Source organism: Citrobacter sp. wls613 (assembly GCF_005281195.1).
GTDB lineage: Bacteria > Pseudomonadota > Gammaproteobacteria > Enterobacterales > Enterobacteriaceae > Citrobacter > Citrobacter gillenii.
This window is the reverse complement of the sequence record NZ_SZXN01000026.1, coordinates 1-25,011: the sequence shown is the minus strand read 5'-3', so window position 1 is coordinate 25,011 and position 25,011 is coordinate 1. Positions and strand designations below refer to the sequence as shown.

23 protein-coding genes and 1 riboswitch are annotated in these 25,011 nt (G+C 53.0%); of the genes, 8 read left to right on the top strand and 15 right to left on the bottom strand.

The features are described from left to right. The first annotated feature begins 146 nt into the window (after positions 1-146). A complete protein-coding gene (gene zraP / locus FDX01_RS04145; RefSeq protein ID WP_096758766.1) occupies positions 147-581 on the top strand; it encodes a zinc resistance sensor/chaperone ZraP in 435 nt (144 codons plus the stop codon). Between the two features lie 89 nt (positions 582-670). Here zraP and FDX01_RS04140 read toward each other — a convergent pair whose 3' ends face one another. The 6 genes from FDX01_RS04140 to nudC all read right to left on the bottom strand — a co-directional run bounded on the left by FDX01_RS04140 (position 671) and on the right by nudC (position 5,038). Further along, on the bottom strand, positions 671-1,366 hold the full coding sequence (locus FDX01_RS04140) for a DUF1481 domain-containing protein (RefSeq protein WP_096759484.1): 696 nt from the start codon (positions 1,364-1,366) through the stop codon (positions 671-673). An 11-nt stretch (positions 1,367-1,377) separates the two neighbouring features. Further along, complete coding sequence (gene hupA, locus FDX01_RS04135; protein WP_096758767.1) at positions 1,378-1,650, bottom strand: nucleoid-associated protein HU-alpha; 273 nt, start codon at positions 1,648-1,650, stop codon at positions 1,378-1,380. A gap of 186 nt (positions 1,651-1,836) precedes the next feature. Beyond that, positions 1,837-2,427: a YjaG family protein gene (locus FDX01_RS04130; protein WP_096758768.1), complete on the bottom strand. Its 591-nt coding sequence runs from the start codon at positions 2,425-2,427 to the stop codon at positions 1,837-1,839. Between the two features lie 33 nt (positions 2,428-2,460). Then, a complete protein-coding gene (gene nfi, locus FDX01_RS04125) occupies positions 2,461-3,141 on the bottom strand; it encodes a deoxyribonuclease V (protein ID WP_135912745.1) in 681 nt (226 codons plus the stop codon). Between the two features lie 9 nt (positions 3,142-3,150). After that, positions 3,151-4,215, bottom strand: coding sequence for a uroporphyrinogen decarboxylase (gene hemE / locus FDX01_RS04120; RefSeq protein ID WP_137399278.1), 1,065 nt, complete (start codon positions 4,213-4,215; stop codon positions 3,151-3,153). A 49-nt stretch (positions 4,216-4,264) separates the two neighbouring features. Beyond that, positions 4,265-5,038: an NAD(+) diphosphatase gene (nudC, locus tag FDX01_RS04115; RefSeq protein WP_115259732.1), complete on the bottom strand. Its 774-nt coding sequence runs from the start codon at positions 5,036-5,038 to the stop codon at positions 4,265-4,267. A 96-nt stretch (positions 5,039-5,134) separates the two neighbouring features. Here nudC and rsd point away from each other — a divergent pair, with 96 nt between their 5' ends. The 7 genes from rsd (at position 5,135) to thiH (ending at position 11,245) form a co-directional block, all read left to right on the top strand. Next, complete coding sequence (rsd, locus tag FDX01_RS04110) at positions 5,135-5,623, top strand: sigma D regulator (RefSeq protein ID WP_096758772.1); 489 nt, start codon at positions 5,135-5,137, stop codon at positions 5,621-5,623. Positions 5,624-5,676: 53 nt separating this feature from the next. Then, positions 5,677-5,799: riboswitch (TPP riboswitch) on the top strand. Positions 5,800-5,880: 81 nt separating this feature from the next. After that, on the top strand, positions 5,881-7,779 hold the full coding sequence (thiC, locus tag FDX01_RS04105) for a phosphomethylpyrimidine synthase ThiC (protein WP_137399277.1): 1,899 nt from the start codon (positions 5,881-5,883) through the stop codon (positions 7,777-7,779). Further along, entirely contained in the window at positions 7,779-8,414 is a 636-nt protein-coding gene (thiE, locus tag FDX01_RS04100) for a thiamine phosphate synthase (RefSeq protein WP_137399276.1), read from the top strand. Before thiC ends, thiE begins: the two co-directional genes overlap by 1 nt. Next, positions 8,407-9,165, top strand: coding sequence for a HesA/MoeB/ThiF family protein (locus tag FDX01_RS04095; RefSeq protein ID WP_137399275.1), 759 nt, complete (start codon positions 8,407-8,409; stop codon positions 9,163-9,165). Before thiE ends, FDX01_RS04095 begins: the two co-directional genes overlap by 8 nt. Further along, positions 9,146-9,346, top strand: coding sequence for a sulfur carrier protein ThiS (gene thiS, locus FDX01_RS04090; RefSeq protein WP_137399274.1), 201 nt, complete (start codon positions 9,146-9,148; stop codon positions 9,344-9,346). The genes FDX01_RS04095 and thiS overlap by 20 nt, the downstream gene beginning before the upstream one ends. Position 9,347: 1 nt before the next feature. Further along, on the top strand, positions 9,348-10,118 hold the full coding sequence (gene thiG, locus FDX01_RS04085) for a thiazole synthase (RefSeq protein WP_115259736.1): 771 nt from the start codon (positions 9,348-9,350) through the stop codon (positions 10,116-10,118). Next, positions 10,115-11,245 (top strand): 2-iminoacetate synthase ThiH, encoded by a 1,131-nt coding sequence (gene thiH / locus FDX01_RS04080; protein ID WP_137399273.1) that lies wholly within the window; start codon positions 10,115-10,117, stop codon positions 11,243-11,245. Before thiG ends, thiH begins: the two co-directional genes overlap by 4 nt. A 117-nt stretch (positions 11,246-11,362) precedes the next feature. On the opposite strand, the gene FDX01_RS04075 is transcribed toward thiH, so the two are convergent. The 9 genes from FDX01_RS04075 to secE form a co-directional block, all read right to left on the bottom strand. Then, positions 11,363-11,575, bottom strand: coding sequence for a cold-shock protein (locus tag FDX01_RS04075; RefSeq protein ID WP_096758779.1), 213 nt, complete (start codon positions 11,573-11,575; stop codon positions 11,363-11,365). 956 nt (positions 11,576-12,531) lie between these two features. Then, positions 12,532-16,755 (bottom strand): DNA-directed RNA polymerase subunit beta', encoded by a 4,224-nt coding sequence (rpoC, locus tag FDX01_RS04070; RefSeq protein WP_096758780.1) that lies wholly within the window; start codon positions 16,753-16,755, stop codon positions 12,532-12,534. A gap of 76 nt (positions 16,756-16,831) precedes the next feature. Then, positions 16,832-20,860, bottom strand: a complete 4,029-nt coding sequence (gene rpoB / locus FDX01_RS04065) for a DNA-directed RNA polymerase subunit beta (protein WP_096758781.1) — start codon at positions 20,858-20,860, stop codon at positions 16,832-16,834. A 320-nt stretch (positions 20,861-21,180) separates the two neighbouring features. Further along, positions 21,181-21,546, bottom strand: coding sequence for a 50S ribosomal protein L7/L12 (gene rplL, locus FDX01_RS04060; protein ID WP_049842133.1), 366 nt, complete (start codon positions 21,544-21,546; stop codon positions 21,181-21,183). Between the two features lie 66 nt (positions 21,547-21,612). Then, complete coding sequence (gene rplJ, locus FDX01_RS04055; RefSeq protein WP_007704673.1) at positions 21,613-22,110, bottom strand: 50S ribosomal protein L10; 498 nt, start codon at positions 22,108-22,110, stop codon at positions 21,613-21,615. 414 nt (positions 22,111-22,524) lie between these two features. Then, positions 22,525-23,232 (bottom strand): 50S ribosomal protein L1, encoded by a 708-nt coding sequence (gene rplA / locus FDX01_RS04050; RefSeq protein WP_096758782.1) that lies wholly within the window; start codon positions 23,230-23,232, stop codon positions 22,525-22,527. 3 nt (positions 23,233-23,235) lie between these two features. Further along, positions 23,236-23,664, bottom strand: coding sequence for a 50S ribosomal protein L11 (rplK, locus tag FDX01_RS04045; protein WP_003033122.1), 429 nt, complete (start codon positions 23,662-23,664; stop codon positions 23,236-23,238). Between the two features lie 155 nt (positions 23,665-23,819). Beyond that, on the bottom strand, positions 23,820-24,365 hold the full coding sequence (gene nusG, locus FDX01_RS04040) for a transcription termination/antitermination protein NusG (protein WP_003033125.1): 546 nt from the start codon (positions 24,363-24,365) through the stop codon (positions 23,820-23,822). 1 nt (position 24,366) lies between these two features. Then, positions 24,367-24,750 carry a preprotein translocase subunit SecE gene (gene secE, locus FDX01_RS04035; RefSeq protein WP_003033128.1) on the bottom strand — a complete coding sequence of 128 codons (384 nt, stop codon included), beginning with the start codon at positions 24,748-24,750 and terminating at the stop codon, positions 24,367-24,369. Positions 24,751-25,011 lie beyond the last annotated feature (261 nt).

Below are 25,011 nucleotides of genomic sequence, written 5' to 3'. Positions count from 1 at the left end.
AAAATGACCCACCGGGCTGTTCTGGCGAGTCATTTTTACTCGCTTACGCCCGGACGGCAGCCGCGCGATCCCCGCAGCACAAGGACGTCCAGGTTGGCACGGAAGATGCAAAAGAGAAAGTAAGCTAACCAACAGGAGAACGAACGATGAAACGGAATAATAAACTGGCGCTAATGGTCCTCTCGCTGATGGCTCTGGGTTCCACCCCGGCACTGGCGCAACATCACTGGGGCAATGGTGAGGGAATGTGGCAACAGGGTGGTACGCCAATGACCACCGAGCAGCAGGCCGCAGCCCAGAAAATCGCTGATGATTACTACACGCAGACCCGCGCATTGCGCCAGCAGTTGACGTCCAAACGTTATGAGTACAACGCGTTGCTCACCGCCAGCCCGCTGGACAGCGCAAAAATTAATGCCGTCGCAAAAGAGATAGAATCTCTGAATCAAGCGCTGGATGAGCAACGGGTGAAACGGGATGTCGCCATGGCGGAGGCGGGTGTGCCTCGCGGTGCCGGCATGGGTTGCGGTGGCGGCAGTTACCATCGTGGCGGGGGTCATATGGGTATGGGCCACTGGTAAAGAACTTAATGCCTGATGGCGCTACGCTAATCAGGCCTACAGATGGATACCGTAAGCCGGATAAGACGCTTTTGCGTCGCCATCCGGCGTTAAAATGTTTTATCTTTTGGCTGCCAACGGCAGAAATCAGAATTCGCGACCAGCAACAGCTGAGATCCCTCAGGCGCTTCCAGCCATGCCACGCTCACGTCGACCGACGAGCGGCTCTGGCGGCGCTCGATATGGTTTATCGCCCATGAATCTAAATCAGGTTTGATCGTCTCGCCTTCACACGTAGTGACCGTGCGTTCGGCGGCATGCCAACGCCCCTGCCGTAATACCACACGTCCCTGGCGCAGCGCATCGCTGGTCTGACGGGTTTGATCGGCACGGTAGCGGTAGAGCGCAATTTGATCGCTGGAAAGCTGCTGCTTTTGTCCATCGACTTCACGCTGCATAAAACTTAGTTCACCCCGATCGTCGAAACGGATGCGAACATGCTCAGGCGGTTGGCTGTATACGTTGAGTTCTATCAGAGAGAGGGTGTCACCCTGCCAGCGGTACTCACTGGTGGTTGTGTCGCCGCTTCGCCACGGACTAAAAACGGAGAGCAGATGCACATCATCGTTGGAATCTTTACGCCAAACGCGTACCGCTCCGTGATCGCCAACATAACCGCTGGCCGTGAACGGAGGAAGCTCAGAGTGGCGACTGCAGGCAGACAGCAACAGAACACCTGAAAGCCAAAGCGTATGACGCCAGATGGACAAAAGGGGCGAAACCGCCCCCTCGTTAAAACTGTTCACTGCCACGCGAATTACTTAACCGCGTCTTTCAGTGCTTTACCAGAAACAAATGCCGGTACGTTAGCTGCGGCGATTTTGATTTCTTGACCGGTCTGCGGGTTGCGGCCAGTACGCTCAGCGCGGTGGTTCACTTTGAAGGTACCGAAACCAACCAGTTGTACAGCATCGCCTTCTTTCAGAGACTCAGTAATAGCAGCCAGAGTGGATTCCAGAGCAGCTTTAGCCTGTGTTTTGGACAGTTCTGCTTTGTCTGCAATTACATCAATCAGTTGAGTCTTGTTCATAAGTTATCCTTACAATGTGTTTATCGCTTGCTAAGCATCGAGTGCGACGGAAATGCCAGAAAAGCACTCTCCTGCATACACGCACCGATAGCCACTTTTCTTCGCCCCCCAAATGTAGACCAGACGGGGGGCGGATGGGAAGCCTTCAGGCACGACAAATCAGGCGTTAAATCACGTTTTGTGGTGTCATTGCTGAAAAATTATACCAATATTGCTCTCGCCAGCCTCGCGCAGGTCTGCACGCAGCCCTTTTATCAGCTCAAGATCGCGTTCTTCGCAATCGGCTAAAAGTCGGAATATTTCCCACTGAATATCCCATTCTTGCTCAACGGCAGGGTTCTCTTTCAGCTCTTCATCGGTCATTTCGCGACCCGCTTGCGTCATTTCCAGCATCGCGACGCTGGTAATCGAAGCCTTACTGACTTCAATCGCGTGTTCCAGGGTTTCACCGCTCAGACGAGAATGCATGACTTCGCTCAGGGCAACACAGGCGTCAATCGCCGGATAAACGCCGTACAGATCGTAGTCGTCTGCGGACGGAATAGCCTCTTCAAACTTCTCCAGCTGGCTGTCAAAATTGATTTTCGCATCCTTGACGGTCAGCACTTCCCAGACTAAATCCAGGATTCGGCGGTAAATCTGCCCATCTCCAAACTCCGTTTGCTTGCAGAACATGGCGTAGTTTGGGTACATGCGCTCACACAGACAGGCCATAAAGGTGACGTGCTGCCAGCTTTCCAGCTTCTCCAGACGCAGATGAATCGGGTTTTGTAACATGATGAGTTCTCGAATACGGAAATTAGTCGCAGTTTACCCGATATGGGGCGTTTTTGCTGCAAGCCGCGTAAAAGCCGGGCGTTCCGATGCCACCGCATCCGCCCAGCGTGTCGGTTCCGGCAGGCGATAGCCGTTCATACAACGCTGCACCCACGCCAGCGCACTATCCATGCCCACGCGATGTCCGGTAGAGATAAACAGTGGATTACAGCGTGCTTTGCTGCGCCAGACCCACGCCAGTTGCTCGCCTTTATCCAACAGTGGCGCTAGCGCCCCGGGTTCAGCAGATAAGGGGTCAAACTTGCCGCACAGCCGTTTTTTCGCCACGCCAATCGTCGGGACATCCACCAGCAGACCAAAATGGCTGGCAACGCCAAGACGACGCGGGTGGGAAATACCGTGACCATCAACGAACACTAAGTCAGGCTTCTGCGATAATTGTTCCCAGGCAGCCAGCAGCGCAGGATATTCGCGAAAAGAGAGAAAACCGGGGATATACGGCATGGTGGTGGCGATACGCGCCACCTTATATTCAACCAGCTCAAGAGAAGGATACTTCAGTAGCACGATGGCGGCTCGCGTCACCTCTCCGCCCTGCTCAAACCCGACATCTGCCCCAGCGATCAGATCCGGCGGATCGCTTTTAAAGCGATCTTCACGGATCACCGCAGAGGCCAGTTCAAGCTGTTGGGTGCGTAGCGACGCGAGATCCATCGTGACTCCTTAGCGGTGGTACTGCTCAGACAAGCGATGTACCGCCTCCACAAACACCCCGGCATGTTCCGGCGGCACGTCCTGGTGGATACCGTGGCCCAGGTTAAAGACGTGGCCTTCCCCTTGACCGAAGCCCGTCAGTATCGTGGCGACTTCTTCTTCGATACGCGGTGCCGGTGCGTAGAGCATGGACGGGTCCATATTGCCCTGTAACGCCACTTTATGACCGACACGACGACGCGCATCGGCAATATCTGTCGTCCAGTCGAGACCCAGCGCATCACATCCAGTTTCCGCCATCGCTTCCAGCCACTGTCCGCCGCCTTTAGTAAACAAGGTGACCGGCACGCGGCGGCCGTCGTTTTCACGCAGCAGACCATCGACAATTTTGTGCATGTAATAGAGAGAGAACTGCTGATAGTCGCGACCGGTCAGCACGCCGCCCCAGGTGTCGAAAATCATCACCGATTGCGCGCCGGCTTTGATCTGCGCATTCAGGTATAGCGTGACGCTTTTCGCCAGCTTATCGAGCAGCAGATGCAGCGACGTTGGATCGGCGTACATCATCTTTTTAATCACGGTGAAGGCTTTGCTGCTGCCGCCTTCCACCATGTAAGTCGCCAGCGTCCACGGACTGCCAGAGAAGCCGATCAGCGGCACGTCGCCCTTCAGCTCGCGGCGAATAGTACGTACCGCGTTCATCACGTAGCCCAGTTCCCCTTCCGGGTCCGGGATCGGCAGCTTATCCACATCGGCCTTACAGGTGATGGGAGAGGTAAAGCGTGGGCCTTCGCCAGCTTCAAAGTACAGCCCAAGTCCCATCGCATCCGGGATGGTCAAAATGTCCGAAAAGAGGATCGCCGCATCAAGTTTATACCTGCGCAGCGGTTGTAGCGTCACTTCGCAGGCCAGCTCGGCGTTTTTGCACAGCGCCATGAAATCGCCCGCTTGCGCACGAGTGGCTTTGTACTCCGGCAAATAGCGGCCCGCCTGGCGCATCATCCATACCGGAGTAACATCAACAGGCTGGCGCAGCAGCGCACGCAGGTAACGATCGTTCTTCAGTTCGGTCATTTTTATCTTCCTTTTAGCGTCAGGCCGTCAGTGTATCATTACTCGTTCTTTACTCGTACTCAGCCCGACACATCGCCACGGTATCTTCGATCAGTCGACGTGCGACGGTACCCGGCGGGGGAAGTAGCGGTAAGTCATCGTAGCGATACCAGTTCGCTTCCAGCAGTTCTTTCGGGTCGATGACGATCTCCCCGCTATCATATTCCGCCATAAACGCGGTCATCAAAGACTGCGGAAACGGCCAGGGCTGGGAGGTAACGTAGCGCAGGTTTTTCACCTTAATGCCGCTTTCTTCCATCACTTCTCGCGCTACCGCTTGTTCTAAGGTCTCCCCCACTTCAACAAAACCGGCCAGCACGGTATGCACGCCGTTGCGGTGGCGAACATGCTGAGCCAGCAGAAGGGAGTCTTCACGACGGATGGCGACAATAATGCAGGGGGCAATTTGCGGATAATAACGTTCACGGCAGTGGCTACACAGCATTGCCCATTCGGTTTTGCTTGGGTGCATCGGATGGCCACAATAACCGCAGAATTTATGCGAACGGAAAAACTCAGCCAACTGCACGCCGCGTCCGACCAGTTGAAACAGTCCCACATCCTGATCGAGGATCTGGCGCACTGAGCCCATATCGTGGCGACGCTGCTGCTGCACCAGCCAGACGGTTTCACCTTCCCACTCGCCTATCGGCAACCCGCGCTGACCCAGCAGATCAAAACCAGCCGCGTCACCATGTGGCAGCTCTCCGTGAGGCAACCACAATTTTTGTTCATGACTGACGATCCACCAGCCGCTGTCTAATTTTTCAATAATACGATCCATATCTCTTGCGCAACCTTTGCTTCACAGGCATGTTGTTTACATTATTTTTACATTTATCGGTGAGCCGTTTTTCAACACCACCTTGCGGAGTCAATCATGCTAAACCAGCTGGAAAGCCTGACGGAACACGTCGGAGGAAGTAATAAACTGGTTGATCGCTGGCTACATGTACGTAAGCACCTGCTCGTGGCTTACTACAATCTGGTTGGCATTAAGCCTGGCAAAGAATCGTACATGCGGCTCAATGAAAAAGCGCTGGATGATTTTTGTCAGAGCCTGGTCGACTACCTCTCCACCGGACACTTCAGTATTTATGAACGTATTCTGCATAAATTGGAAGGGAACGGGCAGCTTTTAAAAGCCACAAAAATTTGGCCTCTTCTGGAAGCCAATACACAACAGATTATGGACGACTATGATTCCAGTCTGGAAAACGCCATTGACCACGATAATTTCCTTGAATTTCAACAGGCATTGTCGGATATCGGCGAGGCGCTGGAGGCCCGGTTTATGCTGGAAGATAAGTTGATTATGCTGGTGCTTGATGCGGTACACGACAGCGCAATGATCAAACGCCCTGCTTGAGATTTGCGCGAGTAACAGGTAGTTTACAACCATTCCTCCTCGTCAGAGGGGGAATTATCTTGTCGGAGTGCTTATTTTCCACATCAGCATGAGTGGAAAAGGCTGAGACCGTTAATTCGGGATCCGCGGAACCTGATCAGGCTAATACCTGCGAAGGGAACAAGAGTAAATCTACAGTTGTATCGCCCATGGGCGATCTTCCCTCTTGCTTCATCCGTCGTCTGACAAGCCATATCCTTACTTTTTTGGAATGAGCTATGTCTGCCACTACTAAACCATCCCGCCGCGAACAGCGCGCCCAGGCCCAACACTTTATCGACACCCTGGAAGGGACCGCCTTTCCTAACTCAAAACGCATCTATATTGCTGGTTCACAGCCAGATATCCGTATTCCTATGCGTGAAATCCAGCTCAGCCCGACGCTCATTGGCGGCAGTAAAGATACCCCGCAGTACGAAGAGAACGAAGCCGTGCCGGTATATGACACCTCTGGCCCGTATGGCGATCCTGATGTGGCAATTAACGTCCAGATGGGTCTGGCAAAACTGCGCCTGCCGTGGATATCCGCACGTAATGACAGCGAAGAGCTGGACGACCGTAGCTCCGCCTATACCAAAGAGCGCCTGGCCGATGATGGCCTGGACGAGCTGCGTTTCAACGGCTTGCTGACGCCTAAGCGCGCCAAAACCGGCCGCTGCGTGACCCAGTTGCACTACGCGCGCCAGGGCATCGTCACTCCGGAGATGGAGTTTATCGCTATCCGCGAAAATATGGGCCGCGAGCGCATTCGCAGTGAAGTGCTGCGCCACCAGCATCCAGGCATGAGCTTTGGCGCCAGCCTGCCGGAAAATATCACGGCGGAATTCGTCCGTGATGAAGTCGCTGCCGGGCGCGCCATCATCCCCGCCAACATCAACCACCCGGAATCAGAGCCGATGATCATCGGACGTAATTTCCTGGTGAAGGTCAATGCCAACATCGGTAACTCAGCGGTCACTTCCTCCATCGAAGAAGAAGTGGAAAAGCTGGTGTGGTCCACGCGCTGGGGGGCGGATACGGTGATGGACCTGTCCACCGGTCGCTATATTCACGAAACCCGTGAATGGATCCTGCGAAACAGCCCGGTGCCGATCGGCACCGTACCGATCTACCAGGCACTGGAGAAGGTCAACGGGATCGCCGAAGATCTCACCTGGGAAGCGTTCCGCGATACGCTGCTGGAGCAGGCCGAGCAGGGCGTCGACTATTTCACTATCCACGCGGGTGTGCTGCTGCGCTATGTGCCGATGACCGCTAAACGCCTGACCGGGATTGTCTCGCGCGGCGGCTCCATCATGGCGAAATGGTGCCTCTCCCATCACAAAGAAAACTTCCTGTTCGAGCACTTCCGCGAAATCTGTGAAATCTGCGCCGCTTATGACGTTTCTCTGTCGCTGGGTGATGGTCTGCGTCCGGGCTCTATTCAGGATGCCAACGACGAGGCACAGTTCTCAGAGCTGCATACGCTGGGCGAGCTGACCAAAATTGCCTGGGAATATGACGTGCAGGTGATGATTGAAGGCCCTGGCCACGTACCGATGCAGATGATTAAGCGCAACATGACCGAAGAGCTGGAACACTGCCATGAAGCGCCGTTCTACACTTTAGGGCCATTAACGACTGATATCGCCCCAGGCTATGACCACTTCACCTCCGGTATTGGTGCGGCAATGATTGGCTGGTTTGGCTGCGCGATGCTGTGCTACGTCACGCCAAAAGAGCACCTCGGCCTGCCGAACAAAGAAGACGTGAAGCAGGGGTTGATTACCTACAAGATTGCCGCGCATGCCGCCGATTTAGCTAAAGGGCATCCGGGTGCGCAGATCCGCGATAACGCCATGTCAAAAGCGCGCTTCGAATTCCGCTGGGAAGACCAGTTTAATCTGGCGCTCGACCCGTTCACCGCCCGCGCCTACCACGATGAAACCCTGCCACAGGAGTCCGGCAAAGTCGCTCACTTCTGCTCAATGTGCGGGCCGAAATTCTGCTCGATGAAAATTAGCCAGGAAGTGCGCGACTACGCTGCCGCACAAACCATCGAAGTGGGGATGGCGGGTATGTCGGAGAACTTCCGCGCCAAAGGCGGTGATATCTACCTGAAAAAGGAGGAAGCCTGATGTATCAGCCTGAATTCCCAACGGTACCTTTCCGCCTCGGGCTGTACCCGGTGGTCGACAGCATTGCGTGGATTGAACGCCTGCTTGATGCAGGCGTACGTACTATCCAACTACGAATCAAAGATAAACGCGATGAAGAGGTCGAAGCCGACGTAATTGCCGCCATTGAACTGGGGCGTCGCTATGACGCCCGCCTGTTTATCAATGACTACTGGCGACTGGCGATTAAACACCATGCTTACGGGGTACATCTGGGCCAGGAAGATCTTGAAACCACCGACCTGAAGGCGATTCAGGCCGCAGGGTTACGTCTTGGGGTATCCACCCACGATGATATGGAGATTGACGTGGCGCTGGCCACGCGCCCCTCTTACATCGCACTGGGTCACGTCTTCCCGACACAAACCAAGCAGATGCCATCTGCCCCACAGGGATTGGTACAACTCGCCACGCATATCGAACGACTGGCTGACTACCCTACTGTCGCCATTGGCGGTATCAGCCTCGCGCGGGCACCGGCTGTGCTGGCGACCGGGGTGGGCAGCATTGCGGTGGTCAGCGCCATCACGCAGGCCGCTGACTGGCGAGGTGCCACGTCACAGCTGCTTTCAATTGCAGGAGCAGGCGATGAATGATCGCGATTTTATGCGCTATAGCCGCCAGATTTTACTCGGTGATATTGCGATAGAGGGCCAGCAGACACTGCTCAACAGCCACGTGCTGATTGTTGGCTTGGGCGGATTAGGCTCCCCTGCCGCGCTGTATCTGGCGGGTGCGGGAGTAGGCACATTGACGCTGGTGGACGACGACGACGTGCATCTGAGTAATCTTCAGCGCCAGATCCTGTTCACGACTGATGATATCGCCCGGTCAAAATCCCAGATGGCCCAACAGCGACTGACACGGCTCAACCCGGATATCGAACTGGTCGCGCTACAGCAGCGCCTGAAAGGCGATGCGCTCAGGCACGCGGTGGCGCGCGCTGACGTGGTGCTCGACTGCACCGACAATATGGCGACGCGTCAGGCGATCAATACCGCCTGCGTCGCCCTGAATACACCGCTTATCACTGCCAGCGCTGTTGGCTTCGGTGGACAATTGATGGTGCTGACGCCGCCGTGGGAACAGGGCTGCTACCGCTGTCTGTGGCCGGATGACGTCGAGCCCGAACGCAACTGCCGTACCGCAGGCATTGTCGGTCCGGTCGTTGGCATCATGGGTACCCTGCAGGCGCTGGAAGCCATCAAACTTCTCAGCGGTATTGAAACCCCAAGCGGTGAATTACGCCTGTTCGATGGTAAAACCAGCCAGTGGCGTAGCCTGGCGTTACGCCGCGCCCACGGTTGCCCGGTATGCGGAGGGCAACATGCAGATCCAATTCAATGATGAGCCAGCACAGTGTGCCGAGGGGCAAAACATCAGCGCGCTGCTGGCAGAGCTTAATCAGCTCAAGCCGGGGATAGCGCTGGCGCTGAATCAACAGATCCTGCCGCGCGAGCAGTGGGAACAGCAAATCGTGCAGGAAGGCGACCAGATCCTGCTTTTTCAGGTTATTGCAGGGGGTTGATATGCTACGTATTGCCGACAAAACGTTTGATTCACATCTGTTCACCGGCACGGGGAAATTTGCCTCATCGCAACTGATGGTCGACGCCATTCGCGCCTCCGGTAGCCAACTGGTGACATTGGCAATGAAGCGCGTGGATTTACGCCAGCACAACGATGCCATTTTGGTGCCACTGGTCGAGGCAGGGGTAACGCTGCTGCCGAATACCTCAGGGGCAAAAACGGCGGATGAAGCTATCTTTGCCGCGCAGTTGGCGCGCGAAGCGCTGGGGACGCACTGGCTGAAATTAGAAATACATCCTGACGCTCGATGGCTGTTACCAGATCCTATCGAAACGCTGAAAGCCGCCGAGGCGCTGGTGAAGCAGGGTTTCGTGGTGCTGCCCTACTGCGGCGCGGATCCGGTGCTGTGCAAGCGGCTGGAAGAAGTGGGCTGTGCGGCGGTCATGCCGCTCGGTGCGCCCATTGGCTCAAATCAGGGCCTGGAAACCCGCGCCATGCTGGAGATCATTATTCAGCAGGCCACCGTCCCAGTGGTGGTTGATGCCGGGATCGGTGTGCCCAGCCATGCCACGCAGGCGTTGGAAATGGGGGCCGACGCGGTGTTGGTCAACACGGCGATTGCCGTAGCGGACGACCCGGTAATGATGGCGACGGCGTTCCGGCTGGCGGTTGAAGCGGGCCTTCTGGCACGTCAGGCCGTTCCGGGGAGCCGAAGTACCAATGCTTGCGCCACCAGCCCGTTGACCGGATTTCTGGAGGTCTCAGCATGAAAACCTTCAGCGATCGCTGGCGACAGCTGGAGTGGGATGATATCCATCTGCGCATTAACGGCAAAACCGCCGCCGATGTCGAGCGCGCACTTAACACTGCACAGCTGAGTCGTGATGACCTGATGGCGCTGCTCTCGCCAGCCGCCGCCGATTATCTGGAGCCGCTGGCGCAGCGAGCGCAAAAGCTGACCCGCCAACGCTTTGGTAAAGCCGTCAGCTTTTACGTACCGCTGTATCTTTCGAATCTGTGCGCCAACGACTGCTCTTACTGCGGATTCTCCATGAGCAACCGCATCAAGCGTAAAACTTTGGATGAATCAGAGATTCAACGGGAGTGTGCGGCGATCCGCGAGCTGGGTTTTGAGCATCTGTTGCTGGTCACCGGCGAGCATCAGGCGAAAGTCGGCATGGACTATTTTCGCCGCCATTTACCCGCCATCCGTCGTCAGTTTTCTTCGCTACAGATGGAGGTACAACCGCTGTCAGTTGCTGAATATGCTGAGCTAAAGATACTCGGTCTGGACGGTGTGATGGTGTATCAGGAGAGCTACCATGAGGCGACTTATGCCCGGCACCATCTGAAGGGAAAAAAGCAGGACTTCTTTTGGCGGCTGGAAACGCCGGACCGACTTGGTCACGCCGGTATCGACAAAATTGGCCTTGGGGCACTGATTGGCTTGTCTGACAGTTGGCGGGTTGATTGCTATATGGTAGCCGAGCATTTGCTATGGATGCAGCAACATTACTGGCAAAGCCGTTATTCAATCTCGTTCCCACGCCTGCGCCCATGTACCGGAGGTATTGAACCGGCATCGATTATGGATGAGCGTCAACTGGTACAAACCATTTGTGCGTTTCGCTTGTTGGCGCCGGACATCGAGCTGTCGCTCTCCACGCGTGAATCACCGTGGTTTCGCGACCACGTCATTCCGCTAGCAATCAATAACGTCAGCGCCTTCTCAAAGACGCAGCCCGGCGGCTATGCCGACAATCACCCGGAACTGGAACAGTTTTCTCCGCATGATGATCGGCGCCCTGAAGATGTTGCCGCAGCTCTCAGTGCGCAGGGTTTACAGCCCGTGTGGAAAGACTGGGATAGTTTTCTCGGACGTGTGTCACAGATGTAGTGAATCCGGATGTAAAAACGAAAAAACCCGCTTTCGCGGGTTTTTTATTCACTATCACTTATCTGCTCAGGCTCTGGCCTTCATCGCTATCGTAAGCGTTCGTGTGATTATCGGCGATTACAGCGCGATAACGTTAACAGCAGACGGGCCTTTCGCGCCGTTCTCAACGGAGAACTCGACTTTTTGGCCTTCGTCTAAGGTTTTATAATCGTTGCTCTGGATAGCGGAAAAATGCACAAACACATCTTTGCTACCGTCCTGAGGAGTGATAAAGCCGAAGCCTTTCTCAGAGTTAAACCATTTTACTAAACCAGTCATTTTGTTAGACATAGATACTTCCTTTCATATTTTGAGCCGCTTATGCAGCGAAGATGGCCTGTTTTGCAGAAATTAACTTATTGGGCACTTAGGAGGAGGCTCATGAAGAAGAGTATCTGAGGATAACGCTTGAACTGAGAACTGCTTTACTAAAACTGCTTTCATAAGGTCTGTGTTCCAAACCGATGCAGCTATAGTAGCCTTACTTCTAATCATTAAGCAAGCATTAATTTATTTAATGCCCTTAGCTGGTGAAATGTTGAGCTGATTTGGTTAAGAGCCTAAGATAACACCTTGATGTATATATAATAAAAGCCCTGACCGTTGCAGCCAGGGCTTTAAGTTACTACAAACTTCAGATTTAACATTAATTGACTTACAATTTGATACTGCTGTTTGTACTACATTTTAAATGTACACGTTTACCACAGATAATATTGGAGAATGCAACTAACGAACCTTCCTCTATTTACCGTTAAACATATTTCGCCAGCTTGATGAATTCACTCAAGAATGGCGGCCTAAACAAGTACACTTCCCCTCGCGACATATACTCTTTGATGCGTTGCCTGACTTCCCTTGCGATTGCTCAATAATGGAAACCGCAAACATTAACTTTTAAATCATGGCCTTACATCGTCGCGCTTACTTAACTTTTTGCGATTACATATATCAACTACGTAGCCTTAAAGCATCGTCGATGTGAAACAAAATAACTTCAACGCCGACTACCCCATACAACAAAATACTTCGTGGCCTTTATCGCAATCCCCCTATCGAACTCTACTAACTCTTACTGCTTTAACAGCTAACTACTCTTTCGCTGCTGTTGAGTATTAACATACGGATTTTAAAAACAGTGTCAATACTGTTTTTAATGACATGTCTTTATTGACAGTATTCATAAGACTGCATGTCAGGCAAAAAAAAACCCGCCGAGGCGGGTTTTTCATTACGGTCAGCAACGATTAATCGTTGTTAGAACCGCCCAGACCTGCGTTCAGCAGTTCTGCCAGGCTGGCAGATGCATCTTCCGCAGTAACCTGAGGCGCTGCCGGCTGTTCGCCCGCTGCGCGACGGCGCATACGATCCTGGTGGTACGCATAACCGGTACCGGCAGGGATCAGACGACCCACGATAACGTTCTCTTTCAGGCCACGCAGTTCGTCGCGTTTACCCGCAACGGCTGCTTCGGTCAGGACACGCGTGGTCTCCTGGAACGATGCGGCAGAGATGAACGATTCGGTTGCCAGAGACGCTTTGGTGATACCCAGCAGGTCGCGAGAGTAAGTTGCCGCAACTTTGCCGTTCGCTTCCAGATCGCGGTTAGCAATCTTGACGCGGGAGTATTCAACCTGTTCGCCTTCCAGGAAGTCGGAGCTACCAGCACTGTCAATGGTCGCTTTACGCAGCATCTGACGAACGATAACTTCAATGTGTTTATCGTTAATCTTAACGCCTTGCAGACGGTAAACGTCCTGAACTTCGTTGGTGATGTAACGCGTTACCGCGTGTACGCCACGAAGACGCAGGATGTCGTGCGGTGCTTCCGGACCGTCGGAAACAACGTCACCACGTTCTACACGTTCACCTTCGAACACGTTGAGCTGACGCCATTTCGGAATCATCTCTTCGTACGGTTCGCTGCCGTCTAACGGGGTGATAACCAGACGACGCTTCCCTTTGGTTTCTTTACCGAAGGAAATGATACCGCTGATTTCCGCAAGGATAGCTGGCTCTTTCGGACGACGTGCTTCGAACAGATCCGCAACGCGTGGCAGACCACCGGTGATGTCCTTGGTACCGCTGGATTCCTGAGGAATACGCGCCAGAGCATCACCCGCACTGATCTGGATACCATCTTCCAGCTGGACGATTGCTTTACCCGGCAGGAAGTACTGCGCAGGCATATCGGTACCTGGGATCAGAACGTCGTTACCGTTAGCATCAACAATTTTCAGTGCCGGACGCAAGTCTTTACCACCTGCAGTACGCTCTGCAGAATCCAGAACCACCAGAGAAGACAGACCGGTCAGCTCGTCGGTCTGACGAGTAATGGTCTGGCCGTCGATCATGTCAGTGAAGCGGATGAAACCACTTACTTCAGTGATGACAGGCATGGTATGTGGATCCCAGTTTGCTACGGTTTCGCCGCCAGTAACCTGTTCGCCATCACCTTTCGCCATAACAGCACCGTAAGGCACTTTATAGCTCTCTTTGGTACGACCGAATTCGTCGATCAGTTTCAGCTCGGTGTTACGCGAGGTCACTACCAGCTTACCGGCAGAGTTCACAACCGACTTCGCATTGCTCAGACGGATGCTACCTTTGTTTTTCACCTGGATGCTGGATTCAGCAGCCGCACGAGATGCCGCACCACCGATGTGGAACGTACGCATCGTCAGCTGTGTACCCGGTTCACCGATGGACTGTGCCGCGATAACGCCGATGGCTTCACCTTTGTTGATGATGTGGCCACGTGCCAGGTCACGACCATAGCAGTGCGCACATACACCAAAGTCGGTGTCACAAGATACAACGGAACGTACCTTGACGGAGTCAACGGAGTTCTCTTCCAGCAGGTCACACCAGTGCTCGTGCAGCAGCGTGTTGCGTGGAACCAGAATATCCGCGGTGCCCGGCTTCAGAACGTCTTCAGCAGTCACACGACCCAATACGCGATCGCGCAGCGGCTCTTTAACGTCACCACCCTCGATAACCGGGGTCATGGTGATGCCTTCCAGTGTGCCGCAGTCATCTTCAGTCACAACCAGATCCTGCGCGACGTCAACCAGACGACGTGTCAGATAACCGGAGTTTGCTGTTTTCAGTGCGGTATCCGCCAGACCTTTACGCGCACCGTGAGTAGAGATGAAGTACTGGAGTACGTTCAGACCTTCACGGAAGTTCGCGGTGATTGGCGTTTCGATGATGGAGCCATCCGGCTTCGCCATCAGACCACGCATACCTGCCAGCTGACGAATCTGTGCTGCAGAACCACGCGCACCGGAGTCGGCCATCATGTAGATGCTGTTGAAGGAAACCTGCTGCTCTTCGACGCCGTCACGGTTAATAACAGTTTCGGTTTGCAGGTTGTCCATCATCGCTTTGGATACACGATCGTTCGCCGCAGCCCAGATATCGATAACTTTGTTGTAGCGTTCGCCCGCGGTAACCAGACCAGACTGGAACTGCTCCTGGATCTCAGCAACTTCAGCTTCCGCTTCAGAGATGATCTCGTATTTCTTCTCTGGGATAACCATGTCGTCAATACCAACAGATGCGCCTGAGCGCGCTGCATAGGCAAAGCCGGTGTACATGGTCTGGTCAGCGAAGATAACGGTCGGCTTCAGGCCCAGAATGCGGTAACAGGTGTTCAGCATTTTGGAGATAGCTTTCTTACCCAGCGCCTGGTTGACGATGGAGAAAGGCAGACCTTTCGGTACGATCATCCACAAAATAGCTCGGCCAACGGTCGTGTCTTTAATGCTGGTATGCGCAACGAATTCGCCGTTTTCATCTTTTTCGTATTCGGTGATACGCACTTTAACGCGCGCATGCAGAGAGGCCAGGCCAGCGCGATAGATACGCTCAGCTTCTTTCGGGCCAGTCAGCACCATGCCTTCGCCTTTGGCGTTAACACAGTCACGGGTCATGTAGTACAGACCCAATACAACGTCCTGAGACGGAACGATGATAGGTTCGCCGTTCGCCGGGGACAGGATGTTGTTGGTAGACATCATCAGCGCACGCGCTTCGAGCTGGGCTTCCAGCGTCAGCGGTACGTGAACAGCCATCTGGTCACCATCGAAGTCGGCGTTATATGCCGCACAAACCAGCGGGTGCAGCTGGATGGCTTTACCTTCGATCAGTACCGGCTCAAATGCCTGGATACCCAGACGGTGCAGTGTTGGTGCACGGTTCAGCAGTACCGGGTGTTCGCGGATAACTTCGTCCAGGATATCCCAAACGACAGCTTCTTCACGCTCAACCATTTTCTTAGCGGCTTTAATGGTGGTGGCGAGGCCACGCAGTTCCAGCTTGCCGTAGATGAACGGTTTGAACAGTTCCAGTGCCATTTTCTTCGGCAGGCCGCACTGATGCAGACGCAGGTATGGACCTACGGTGATAACAGAACGACCGGAGTAGTCAACACGCTTACCGAGCAAGTTCTGACGGAAACGACCCTGCTTACCTTTGATCATATCGGCCAAAGATTTCAGAGGACGTTTGTTAGAACCGGTGATCGCACGACCGCGACGACCGTTATCCAGCAGGGCGTCAACCGCTTCCTGCAGCATACGTTTTTCGTTACGTACGATGATATCTGGCGCAGCCAGATCCAGCAGACGTTTCAGACGGTTGTTACGGTTAATGACGCGACGATACAGATCGTTCAGGTCAGAAGTCGCAAAACGACCACCATCCAGCGGAACCAGCGGACGCAGATCTGGCGGCAGAACCGGCAGAACGGTCAGGATCATCCACTCTGGCTTGTTGCCAGACTGTACGAACGCTTCCAGCAGTTTGATACGCTTGGTCAGCTTCTTACGCTTGGTTTCGGAGTTGGTTTCGTTCAGCTCTTCGCGCAGAGTTTCACACTCTTGCTCCAGATCCATGCTCTTCAGCAGGGCCTGGATAGCTTCCGCACCCATCTTCGCGTCGAATTCGTCACCGAACTCTTCCAGCGCGTCCAGATACTGCTCTTCAGTCAGGATCTGTTGACGTTCCAGATTGGTCATACCGCCTTCGATAACAACATATGATTCGAAGTACAGTACGCGTTCGATATCACGCAGCGGCATATCGAGCAACAAACCGATACGGGACGGCAGTGATTTCAGGAACCAGATGTGCGCAGTCGGAGACGCCAGCTCGATGTGGCCCATACGCTCACGGCGTACTTTAGTCTGGGTCACTTCAACGCCGCACTTCTCACAGATCACACCACGGTGTTTCAGGCGCTTGTACTTACCGCACAGGCACTCGTAATCTTTTACTGGCCCAAAGATACGGGCGCAGAAAAGGCCGTCACGCTCAGGTTTGAACGTACGGTAGTTAATGGTTTCCGGCTTCTTAACTTCACCGAAAGACCATGAACGGATCATGTCTGGCGAGGCCAGAGCAATTTTGATCGCATCAAACTCTTCGGTTTTAGTCTGCGCTTTCAGAAACTTTAATAAATCTTTCACGGATTTGCTCCCGTCGGAGTTAGCACAATCTGGCGCCGGGTCTTACCCCGGCACCAGTGACCTGTTTGAGCGAGAGTTACTCGTCTTCCAGCTCGATGTTGATACCCAGCGAACGAATCTCTTTCAACAGTACGTTGAAGGATTCTGGCATGCCTGGTTCCATCTGATGGTTGCCGTCCACGATGTTTTTATACATCTTGGTACGACCATTCACGTCATCAGACTTAACGGTGAGCATTTCCTGCAGGGTGTATGCCGCGCCATATGCTTCCAGCGCCCACACTTCCATCTCCCCGAAGCGCTGACCACCGAACTGAGCCTTACCACCCAGCGGCTGCTGAGTAACCAGGCTGTAAGAACCGGTAGAACGCGCGTGCATCTTGTCATCAACCAAGTGGTTCAGTTTCAGCATGTACATGTAGCCAACGGTAACCTGGCGCTCGAATTGCTCACCGGTACGACCGTCGAACAGTGTGATCTGACCAGAAGTCGGCAGGCCACCCAGCTGTAACAGTTCCTTGATTTCAGACTCTTTCGCACCGTCGAAGACCGGCGTTGCGATCGGCATACCTTTTTTCAGGTTTTCAGCCAGACGCAGAACTTCTTCATCACTGAAGGTATTCAGGTCAACTTTCTGACGAACGTCGGTACCCAGATCGTAGGCACGCTGGATGAATTCGCGCAGTTTGGCGACTTCTTCTTGCTGCTTCAGCATGGCGTTGATTTTCTCGCCGATACCTTTCGCAGCCATACCCAGGTGGGTCTCAAGGATCTGACCGATGTTCATACGCGATGGTACGCCCAGCGGGTTCAGTACGATATCTACCGGCGTACCGTTAGCATCGTGTGGCATATCTTCGATCGGGTTGATCTTAGAAATAACACCCTTGTTACCGTGACGACCTGCCATCTTATCACCAGGCTGGATCCGACGTTTAACCGCCAGATAAACCTTAACAATCTTCAGCACGCCTGGTGCCAGATCGTCGCCCTGAGTGATTTTACGGCGTTTCGCTTCGAGTTTTTTCTCGAATTCGTGTTTCAGTTCGTCGTACTGCTCAGCCAGCTGTTCCAGCTGATTTTGTTTCTCTTCGTCGGTCAGGCCGAGTTCCAGCCAGCGATCGCGCGGCAGTTTGTCGAGCTTCTCAGCTTCAACGCCACCGGCAACCAGCACCGCGTAGATACGGCTAAACAGGCCAGCTTCGAGGATCTGCAGTTCTTCAGACAGGTCTTTCTTCGCCTGCTTCAGCTGCATCTCTTCGATTTCCAGCGCACGTTTGTCTTTTTCTACGCCATCGCGAGTAAAGACCTGAACGTCGATAATCGTACCGGAAACACCGTTTGGTACACGCAGAGAAGAGTCTTTAACATCAGACGCTTTCTCACCGAAGATGGCACGCAGCAGCTTCTCTTCTGGGGTCAGCTGGGTTTCACCTTTCGGTGTTACCTTACCTACCAGAATGTCGCCACCGGTGACTTCTGCACCAATGTAAACGATACCGGACTCATCCAGTTTGGAGAGCGCAGCTTCACCCACGTTCGGGATATCAGCGGTGATCTCTTCCGGCCCCAGCTTGGTGTCACGGGACACACATGCCAGTTCCTGAATGTGGATGGTAGTGAAACGGTCTTCCTGAACAACACGCTCGGAAACGAGGATGGAGTCTTCGAAGTTGTAACCGTTCCATGGCATGAATGCCACGCGCATGTTCTGACCCAGAGCCAGTTCACCAAGGTCGGTGGACGGACCGTCTGCCAGCACATCACCACGTTCAACCGGCTCGCCCAGAGAGACACAAGGCATCTGGTTGATACAGGTGTTCTGGTTAGAACGGGTGTATTTGGTCAGGTTATAGATGTCGATACCCGCTTCACCCGCATGCATCTCGTCTTCGTTAACTTTGATAACGATACGGGAAGCATCAACGTACTGAACGGTACCGCCACGCTTAGCAACAGCAGTAACACCGGAGTCAACGGCAACAGCACGCTCCATACCGGTACCAACCAGCGGCTTATCAGCACGCAGAGTCGGAACCGCCTGACGTTGCATGTTCGCACCCATCAATGCACGGTTGGCGTCATCGTGTTCCAGGAACGGGATCAGGGACGCACCGACGGATACCACCTGCTGGGTGGATACGTCCATGTAGTCAACCTGGTCACGGCTGAACAAGCTGGATTCGCCTTTGCTACGACATGTTACCAGGTCTTCTACAAAGTGGCCTTCGTCATCCAGGTTGGAGTTCGCCTGAGCGATAACGTAGTTGCCTTCTTCGATAGCAGACAAGTAATGAATTTCGTCGGTAACAACACCGTCAGTCACTTTACGATACGGCGTCTCAAGGAAGCCATATTCGTTAGTCTGTGCGTACACGGACAGGGAGTTGATCAGACCGATGTTCGGACCTTCAGGGGTTTCGATTGGACATACGCGACCGTAGTGAGTCGGGTGTACGTCTCGAACTTCGAAGCCTGCACGTTCACGGGTCAGACCGCCTGGGCCGAGGGCAGAGATACGACGCTTGTGCGTAATCTCAGACAGCGGGTTGTTCTGGTCCATAAACTGAGACAGCTGGCTGGAACCGAAGAACTCTTTCACTGCGGCAGAAATCGGCTTGGCGTTGATCATATCCTGAGGCATCAGGGTATCCAGATCGCCCAGAGACAGACGCTCTTTCACCGCACGCTCTACACGTACCAGGCCAACGCGGAACTGGTTTTCCGCCATTTCGCCAACGGAACGGATACGACGGTTACCGAGGTGGTCGATATCATCGACTTCGCCTTTACCGTTACGGATATCGATGAGCTTCTTCATCACTTCGATGATGTCGTCTTTGCTCAGGATACCGGAACCTTCGATCTCGTCACGCAGCAGAGAACGGTTGAACTTCATACGACCAACCGCAGACAAGTCATAGCGGTCTTCGGAGAAGAACAGGTTCTCGAACAGGCTTTCAGCAGCTTCGCGAGTCGGCGGCTCACCAGGGCGCATCATACGGTAGATTTCTACCAGCGCGCTCAGACGATCGTTGGTTGGGTCGACGCGTATAGTTTCAGAAATATATGCACCGTGATCCAGATCGTTGGTAAACAGCGTTTCGATACGCTTGTGACCAGACTGGCTCAGCTTAGCCAGCAGATCCAGGCTCAGCTCCATGTTCGCTGCACAAATCAGCTCACCGGTTGATGCGTCAACGTAGTCTTTAGCCGCAACTTTGCCCGCGATGTACTCAACTGGAACTTCGATAAGCTTGATATCGTCTTTTTCCAGCTGACGAATATGGCGCGCAGTGATGCGACGACCTTTTTCGACGTAGATTTTGCCGTTAGCTTCAATATCAAAGGAGGCGGTTTCACCACGCAGGCGTTCCGGCACCAGTTCCATCTGCAGCTTGTTGTCGCGAATTTCGAAGACAACTTTCTCAAAGAACAGGTCAAGGATCTGTTCAGTGGTGTACTGCAGCGCACGCAGAATAATGGTCGCTGGCAGTTTGCGGCGACGGTCAATACGTACGAACAGGTTGTCCTTCGGATCGAATTCGAAATCCAGCCAGGAACCACGGTAAGGAATGATACGCGCGTTATAAAGCACTTTACCCGAAGAGTGGGTTTTACCCTTATCGGAGTCAAAGAAGACGCCTGGGCTACGGTGCAACTGGGAAACAATAACACGCTCGGTACCGTTGATAACAAAGGTACCGTTGTCAGTCATGAGTGGAATTTCACCCATGTAGACTTCTTGTTCTTTAATGTCTTTTACGGTGCCTTCCGGCGCTTCGCGCTCGTAGATCACCAGACGCAGTTTGACGCGCAGCGGTGCGGAATAAGTCACGCCACGGATCTGACATTCCTGAACGTCAAAAACAGGTTCGCCAAGGCGGTAGCTGACGTACTGCAGCTCAGAATTACCGCTATAGCTTTTAATAGGGAAAACGGAACGGAAAGCTGCTTCCAGACCATACTGCCCTTCAGGATCTTGCTCGATGAACTTCTGAAACGAGTCAAGCTGGATAGAAAGGAGATAAGGTATGTCCAACACTTGCGGACGTTTACCAAAATCCTTACGAATACGTTTTTTCTCGGTATAGGAGTAAACCATTAGGGTTCCTCAGCTCGCTGACAAGTCGACCCATCTGTCCGACGAAGGGACAGTTTGTGCAACACTATTTTGTTGACCGGAAAATCGAATACTTTCCGCAATGCCTGTTGCTATCACGCTTAAACCATTTCGTTGCGATTTACACAGAGCGGAGGCTCTGTCGCAATATATTAAGGCGTCGATAGAAACAAACATTGAAAGGCACAACAGTAGTCAAACAGTGTGAAATGCTACTGGCGCCTTACAGCGCAAAAAGGCTGGTGACTAAAAAGTCACCAGCCATCAGCCTAATTTCTTAGGCTGCAACTAGAAAAGTTGGCTTATTTAACTTCAACTTCAGCGCCAGCTTCTTCCAGAGATTTTTTCAGTGCTTCAGCGTCATCTTTGCTCACGCCTTCTTTCAGAGCGGCCGGAGCAGATTCTACCAGGTCTTTAGCTTCTTTCAGACCCAGGCCAGTTGCGCCACGTACTGCTTTGATTACTGCAACTTTGTTCGCGCCGATACCTTTCAGAATCACGTCGAATTCAGTTTTTTCTTCAGCAGCTTCAGCAGGGCCCGCAGCTACAGCTACAGCAGCAGCAGCAGAAACACCGAATTTTTCTTCCATTGCAGAAATCAGTTCTACAACGTCCATTACGGACATAGCGGATACTGCTTCAATGATTTGATCTTTAGTGATAGACATTTAAATTGTTCCTGAAAATCAGAATAAGTTTATACGTAAGCAGATGCTTGATAAAGATAACTGCGATTAAGCAGCTTCTTTCGCATCGCGAACAGCAGCCAGAGTGCGAACCAGTTTGCCAGCCGAAGCTTCTTTCATGGTTGCCATCAGGCGTGCAATTGCTTCTTCGTAGGTCGGCAGAGTTGCCAGGCGATCGATTTGCGATGCCGGGATCAATTCACCTTCAAAGGCTGCGGCTTTGACCTCAAATTTTGCATTCGCTTTCGCGAAATCTTTGAACAGACGAGCAGCTGCGCCCGGGTGTTCCATAGAATATGCAATCAGGGTCGGACCAACGAACGCGTCTTTCAGGCACTCGAACTGAGTACCTTCAACAACACGGCGCAGCAGGGTGTTACGAACAACACGCATGTATACGCCGGCTTCGCGACCTGCTTTACGCAGTTCAGTCATTTTGTCTACAGTAACGCCACGGGAATCCGCAACTACTGCAGACAGCGCGCCTTTGGCTACTTCGCTGACTTCAGCAACAATCGCTTGTTTGTCTTGAAGATTTAAAGCCATTAGCTTTGCTCCTGGATGTTTGCCGGGACTCATGTCCCGGAACTCACTTCACTCTTCCCAACGGACAGAGCGTCTTAATACGGTGAGCAGAAACAAGCCAGAGTATCAGAAATAATCTTAGCGTTCTGTCACCGTCTACGCAGGGCATTAAGCTTCTTTCGAAACACCTGCGGTCTTCGACGGAGGCCTGGATAGGCCAGGCTCCAACGAACAAATCTTGTCTATCTGTCGCTATTCAATCTGTGACGGCGTTGACTGCCTTCGTTCACACCAGTCACATAGTTAACTATGCTCCTGGCGATTCACTCAGTTGTCGCCTTGCCACAGCCTGAATATCTTGGATATACGTCTGCAATTAGCAGAAACGTGGGGGTAAGATTGTAGACAAAATCACCGCCCACGTAAAGGCGAATATTAGTTCGCCACAGTCGCGGTCAGACCGGACTGATCAACGGCAACACCAGCACCCATGGTGGTGGAGATGCTAACTTTCTTGATGTACACGCCTTTAGCCTGAGTCGGTTTCGCTTTTTTCAGCGCAACCAGCAGAGATTCCAGGTTTTCTTTCAGTTTGTCAGCGTCAAAATCCACTTTACCGATGGTAGTGTGGATGATGCCGTTTTTGTCGTTACGGTAACGAACCTGGCCCGCTTTAGCGTTCTTAACCGCTTCAGCAACGTTAGGGGTTACAGTACCAACTTTCGGGTTTGGCATCAGGCCACGCGGACCCAGAACCTGGCCCAACTGGCCAACAACGCGCATTGCATCCGGGGAAGCAATAACAACGTCAAAGTTCATTTCGCCTTTCTTGATCTGGTCAGCCAGATCTTCCATACCTACCAGTTCAGCGCCAGCAGCTTTAGCAGCTTCAGCGTTTGCGCCCTGGGCAAATACGGCTACGCGAACGGAACGGCCAGTACCGTGCGGCAGTACAGTTGCACCACGTACGTTCTGGTCAGATTTACGAGCATCGATACCGAGGTTAACGGCAACGTCAACGCTTTCTACGAATTTAGCAGTGGCCAGCTCTTTCAGCAGAGCAATAGCTTCGTTGATATCATACTGTTTAGTTGTATCAACTTTGTCACGGATCACGCGCATACGCTTGGTCAGTTTAGCCATTTCTTAATCCTCCACTACCAGGCCCATGGAACGTGCAGTACCTTCAATGGAGCGAGTCATCGCTTCAATGTCAGAACCAGTCATGTCGGCAGCTTTGGTCTGCGCGATTTCCTGCAGCTGAGCGCGGGAAATTTTACCCACTTTGTCTTTGTTCGGCTTACCGGAACCAGACTTGATACCAGCCGCTTTCTTCAGCAGAACTGCTGCCGGAGGCGTTTTGGTAACGAAAGTGAAAGAACGGTCAGCGTAAACGGTGATAACAACCGGGATCGGCAGACCTTTCTCCATGGAATCAGTTTTTGCGTTAAACGCTTTGCAGAATTCCATGATGTTCACGCCTTGTTGACCCAGTGCTGGACCTACCGGCGGGCTCGGGTTAGCCATACCAGCTGCAACCTGCAGCTTGACATAGGCTTGGACTTTCTTAGCCATTCTAAATTCCTCTAGTTGGGTTATAGCGCCTCAAAAAGGCTCCCCGTGATAAAATTCGTTTTACGGATGCTATCCATAAAAACAAAAGGCGCGAAATTGTATTCCAATCTCGCGCCTTGTGCAACGATTAAATCGCCGCTTTTTTGATCGACTTGTTAGGCTTTCTCAACCTGAGCGAAGTCCAGCTCAACCGGCGTTGCACGGCCAAAGATAGATACGGAAACCTTCAGACGAGACTTCTCATAATCCACTTCTTCAACTACGCCGTTAAAGTCAGCAAACGGACCGTCGCTAACGCGAACCATTTCGCCCGGTTCAAACATCGTTTTCGGACGTGGCTTATCGCCAACCTGCTGCAGGCGGTTCATGATCGCATCAACTTCTTTGTCGCTGATCGGAGCTGGACGGTCAGAAGTACCGCCAATAAAGCCCATCACACGCGGCACGCTACGCACCAGGTGCCAGCTCGCATCGTTCATGACCATCTGGACCAGTACATAGCCCGGGAAGAATTTACGTTCGCTTTTGCGACGCTGGCCGCCACGGATTTCGACCACTTCTTCAGTCGGCACCATGACTTCGCCAAACAACTCTTCCATATTTTGTAACTTGATATACTCACGCAGCGATGTGGCTACGCGGCCTTCAAAACCGGAAAACGCCTGAACGACGTACCAGCGCTTTTTAGGAGCTTCAGACATCTTAGAACCTCAGGCCAGTGATAAAGGATACCAGGCGAACCAGAATACCATCCAGTCCCCACAGGATCAGTGACATTACCGCAGTGACCGCAGCAACGATCAGCGTGGTGTGCAGCGTTTCCTGGCGAGTTGGCCAAATGACCTTACGGACTTCGGTACGCGCTTCACGGGCAAAAGCAACGGTCGCTTTACCTTTTGTCGTCAACAGCGCGACACCGCCCGCTGCAGCAATCAGAATCACTACGGCTAGCGCACGCAACGGCAGCATCATGTCACGATAGAGGTAGTTGCCAACGATAGCGACAAGCAGCAATACAGCGACAACAACCCACTTCATCGCTTCCAGGCCGCGCCCGCTTCCTTGAGCTTCGGTATTCGCACTCATAAACCAACCTGTCAGAAGTATTCTACAAACATTTTCACCCCGCGTACGCGAGGCGATCCAAACCGAAATGCTCTGGTGCGTTTCGGACTAAACGCCCTCTTCAGAGCCTGTCTCAGCAATGATTATGGCAAAAAAAATCACTGATGAGCCAGGTTCTGGTTCGACAGCGTATAAAAAGGGCATCAAATGATGCCCTTTTATTGCGCATTGCGTCAAATAATATCAGCAATTAGCTCAGAACTTTAGCAACAACGCCCGCAC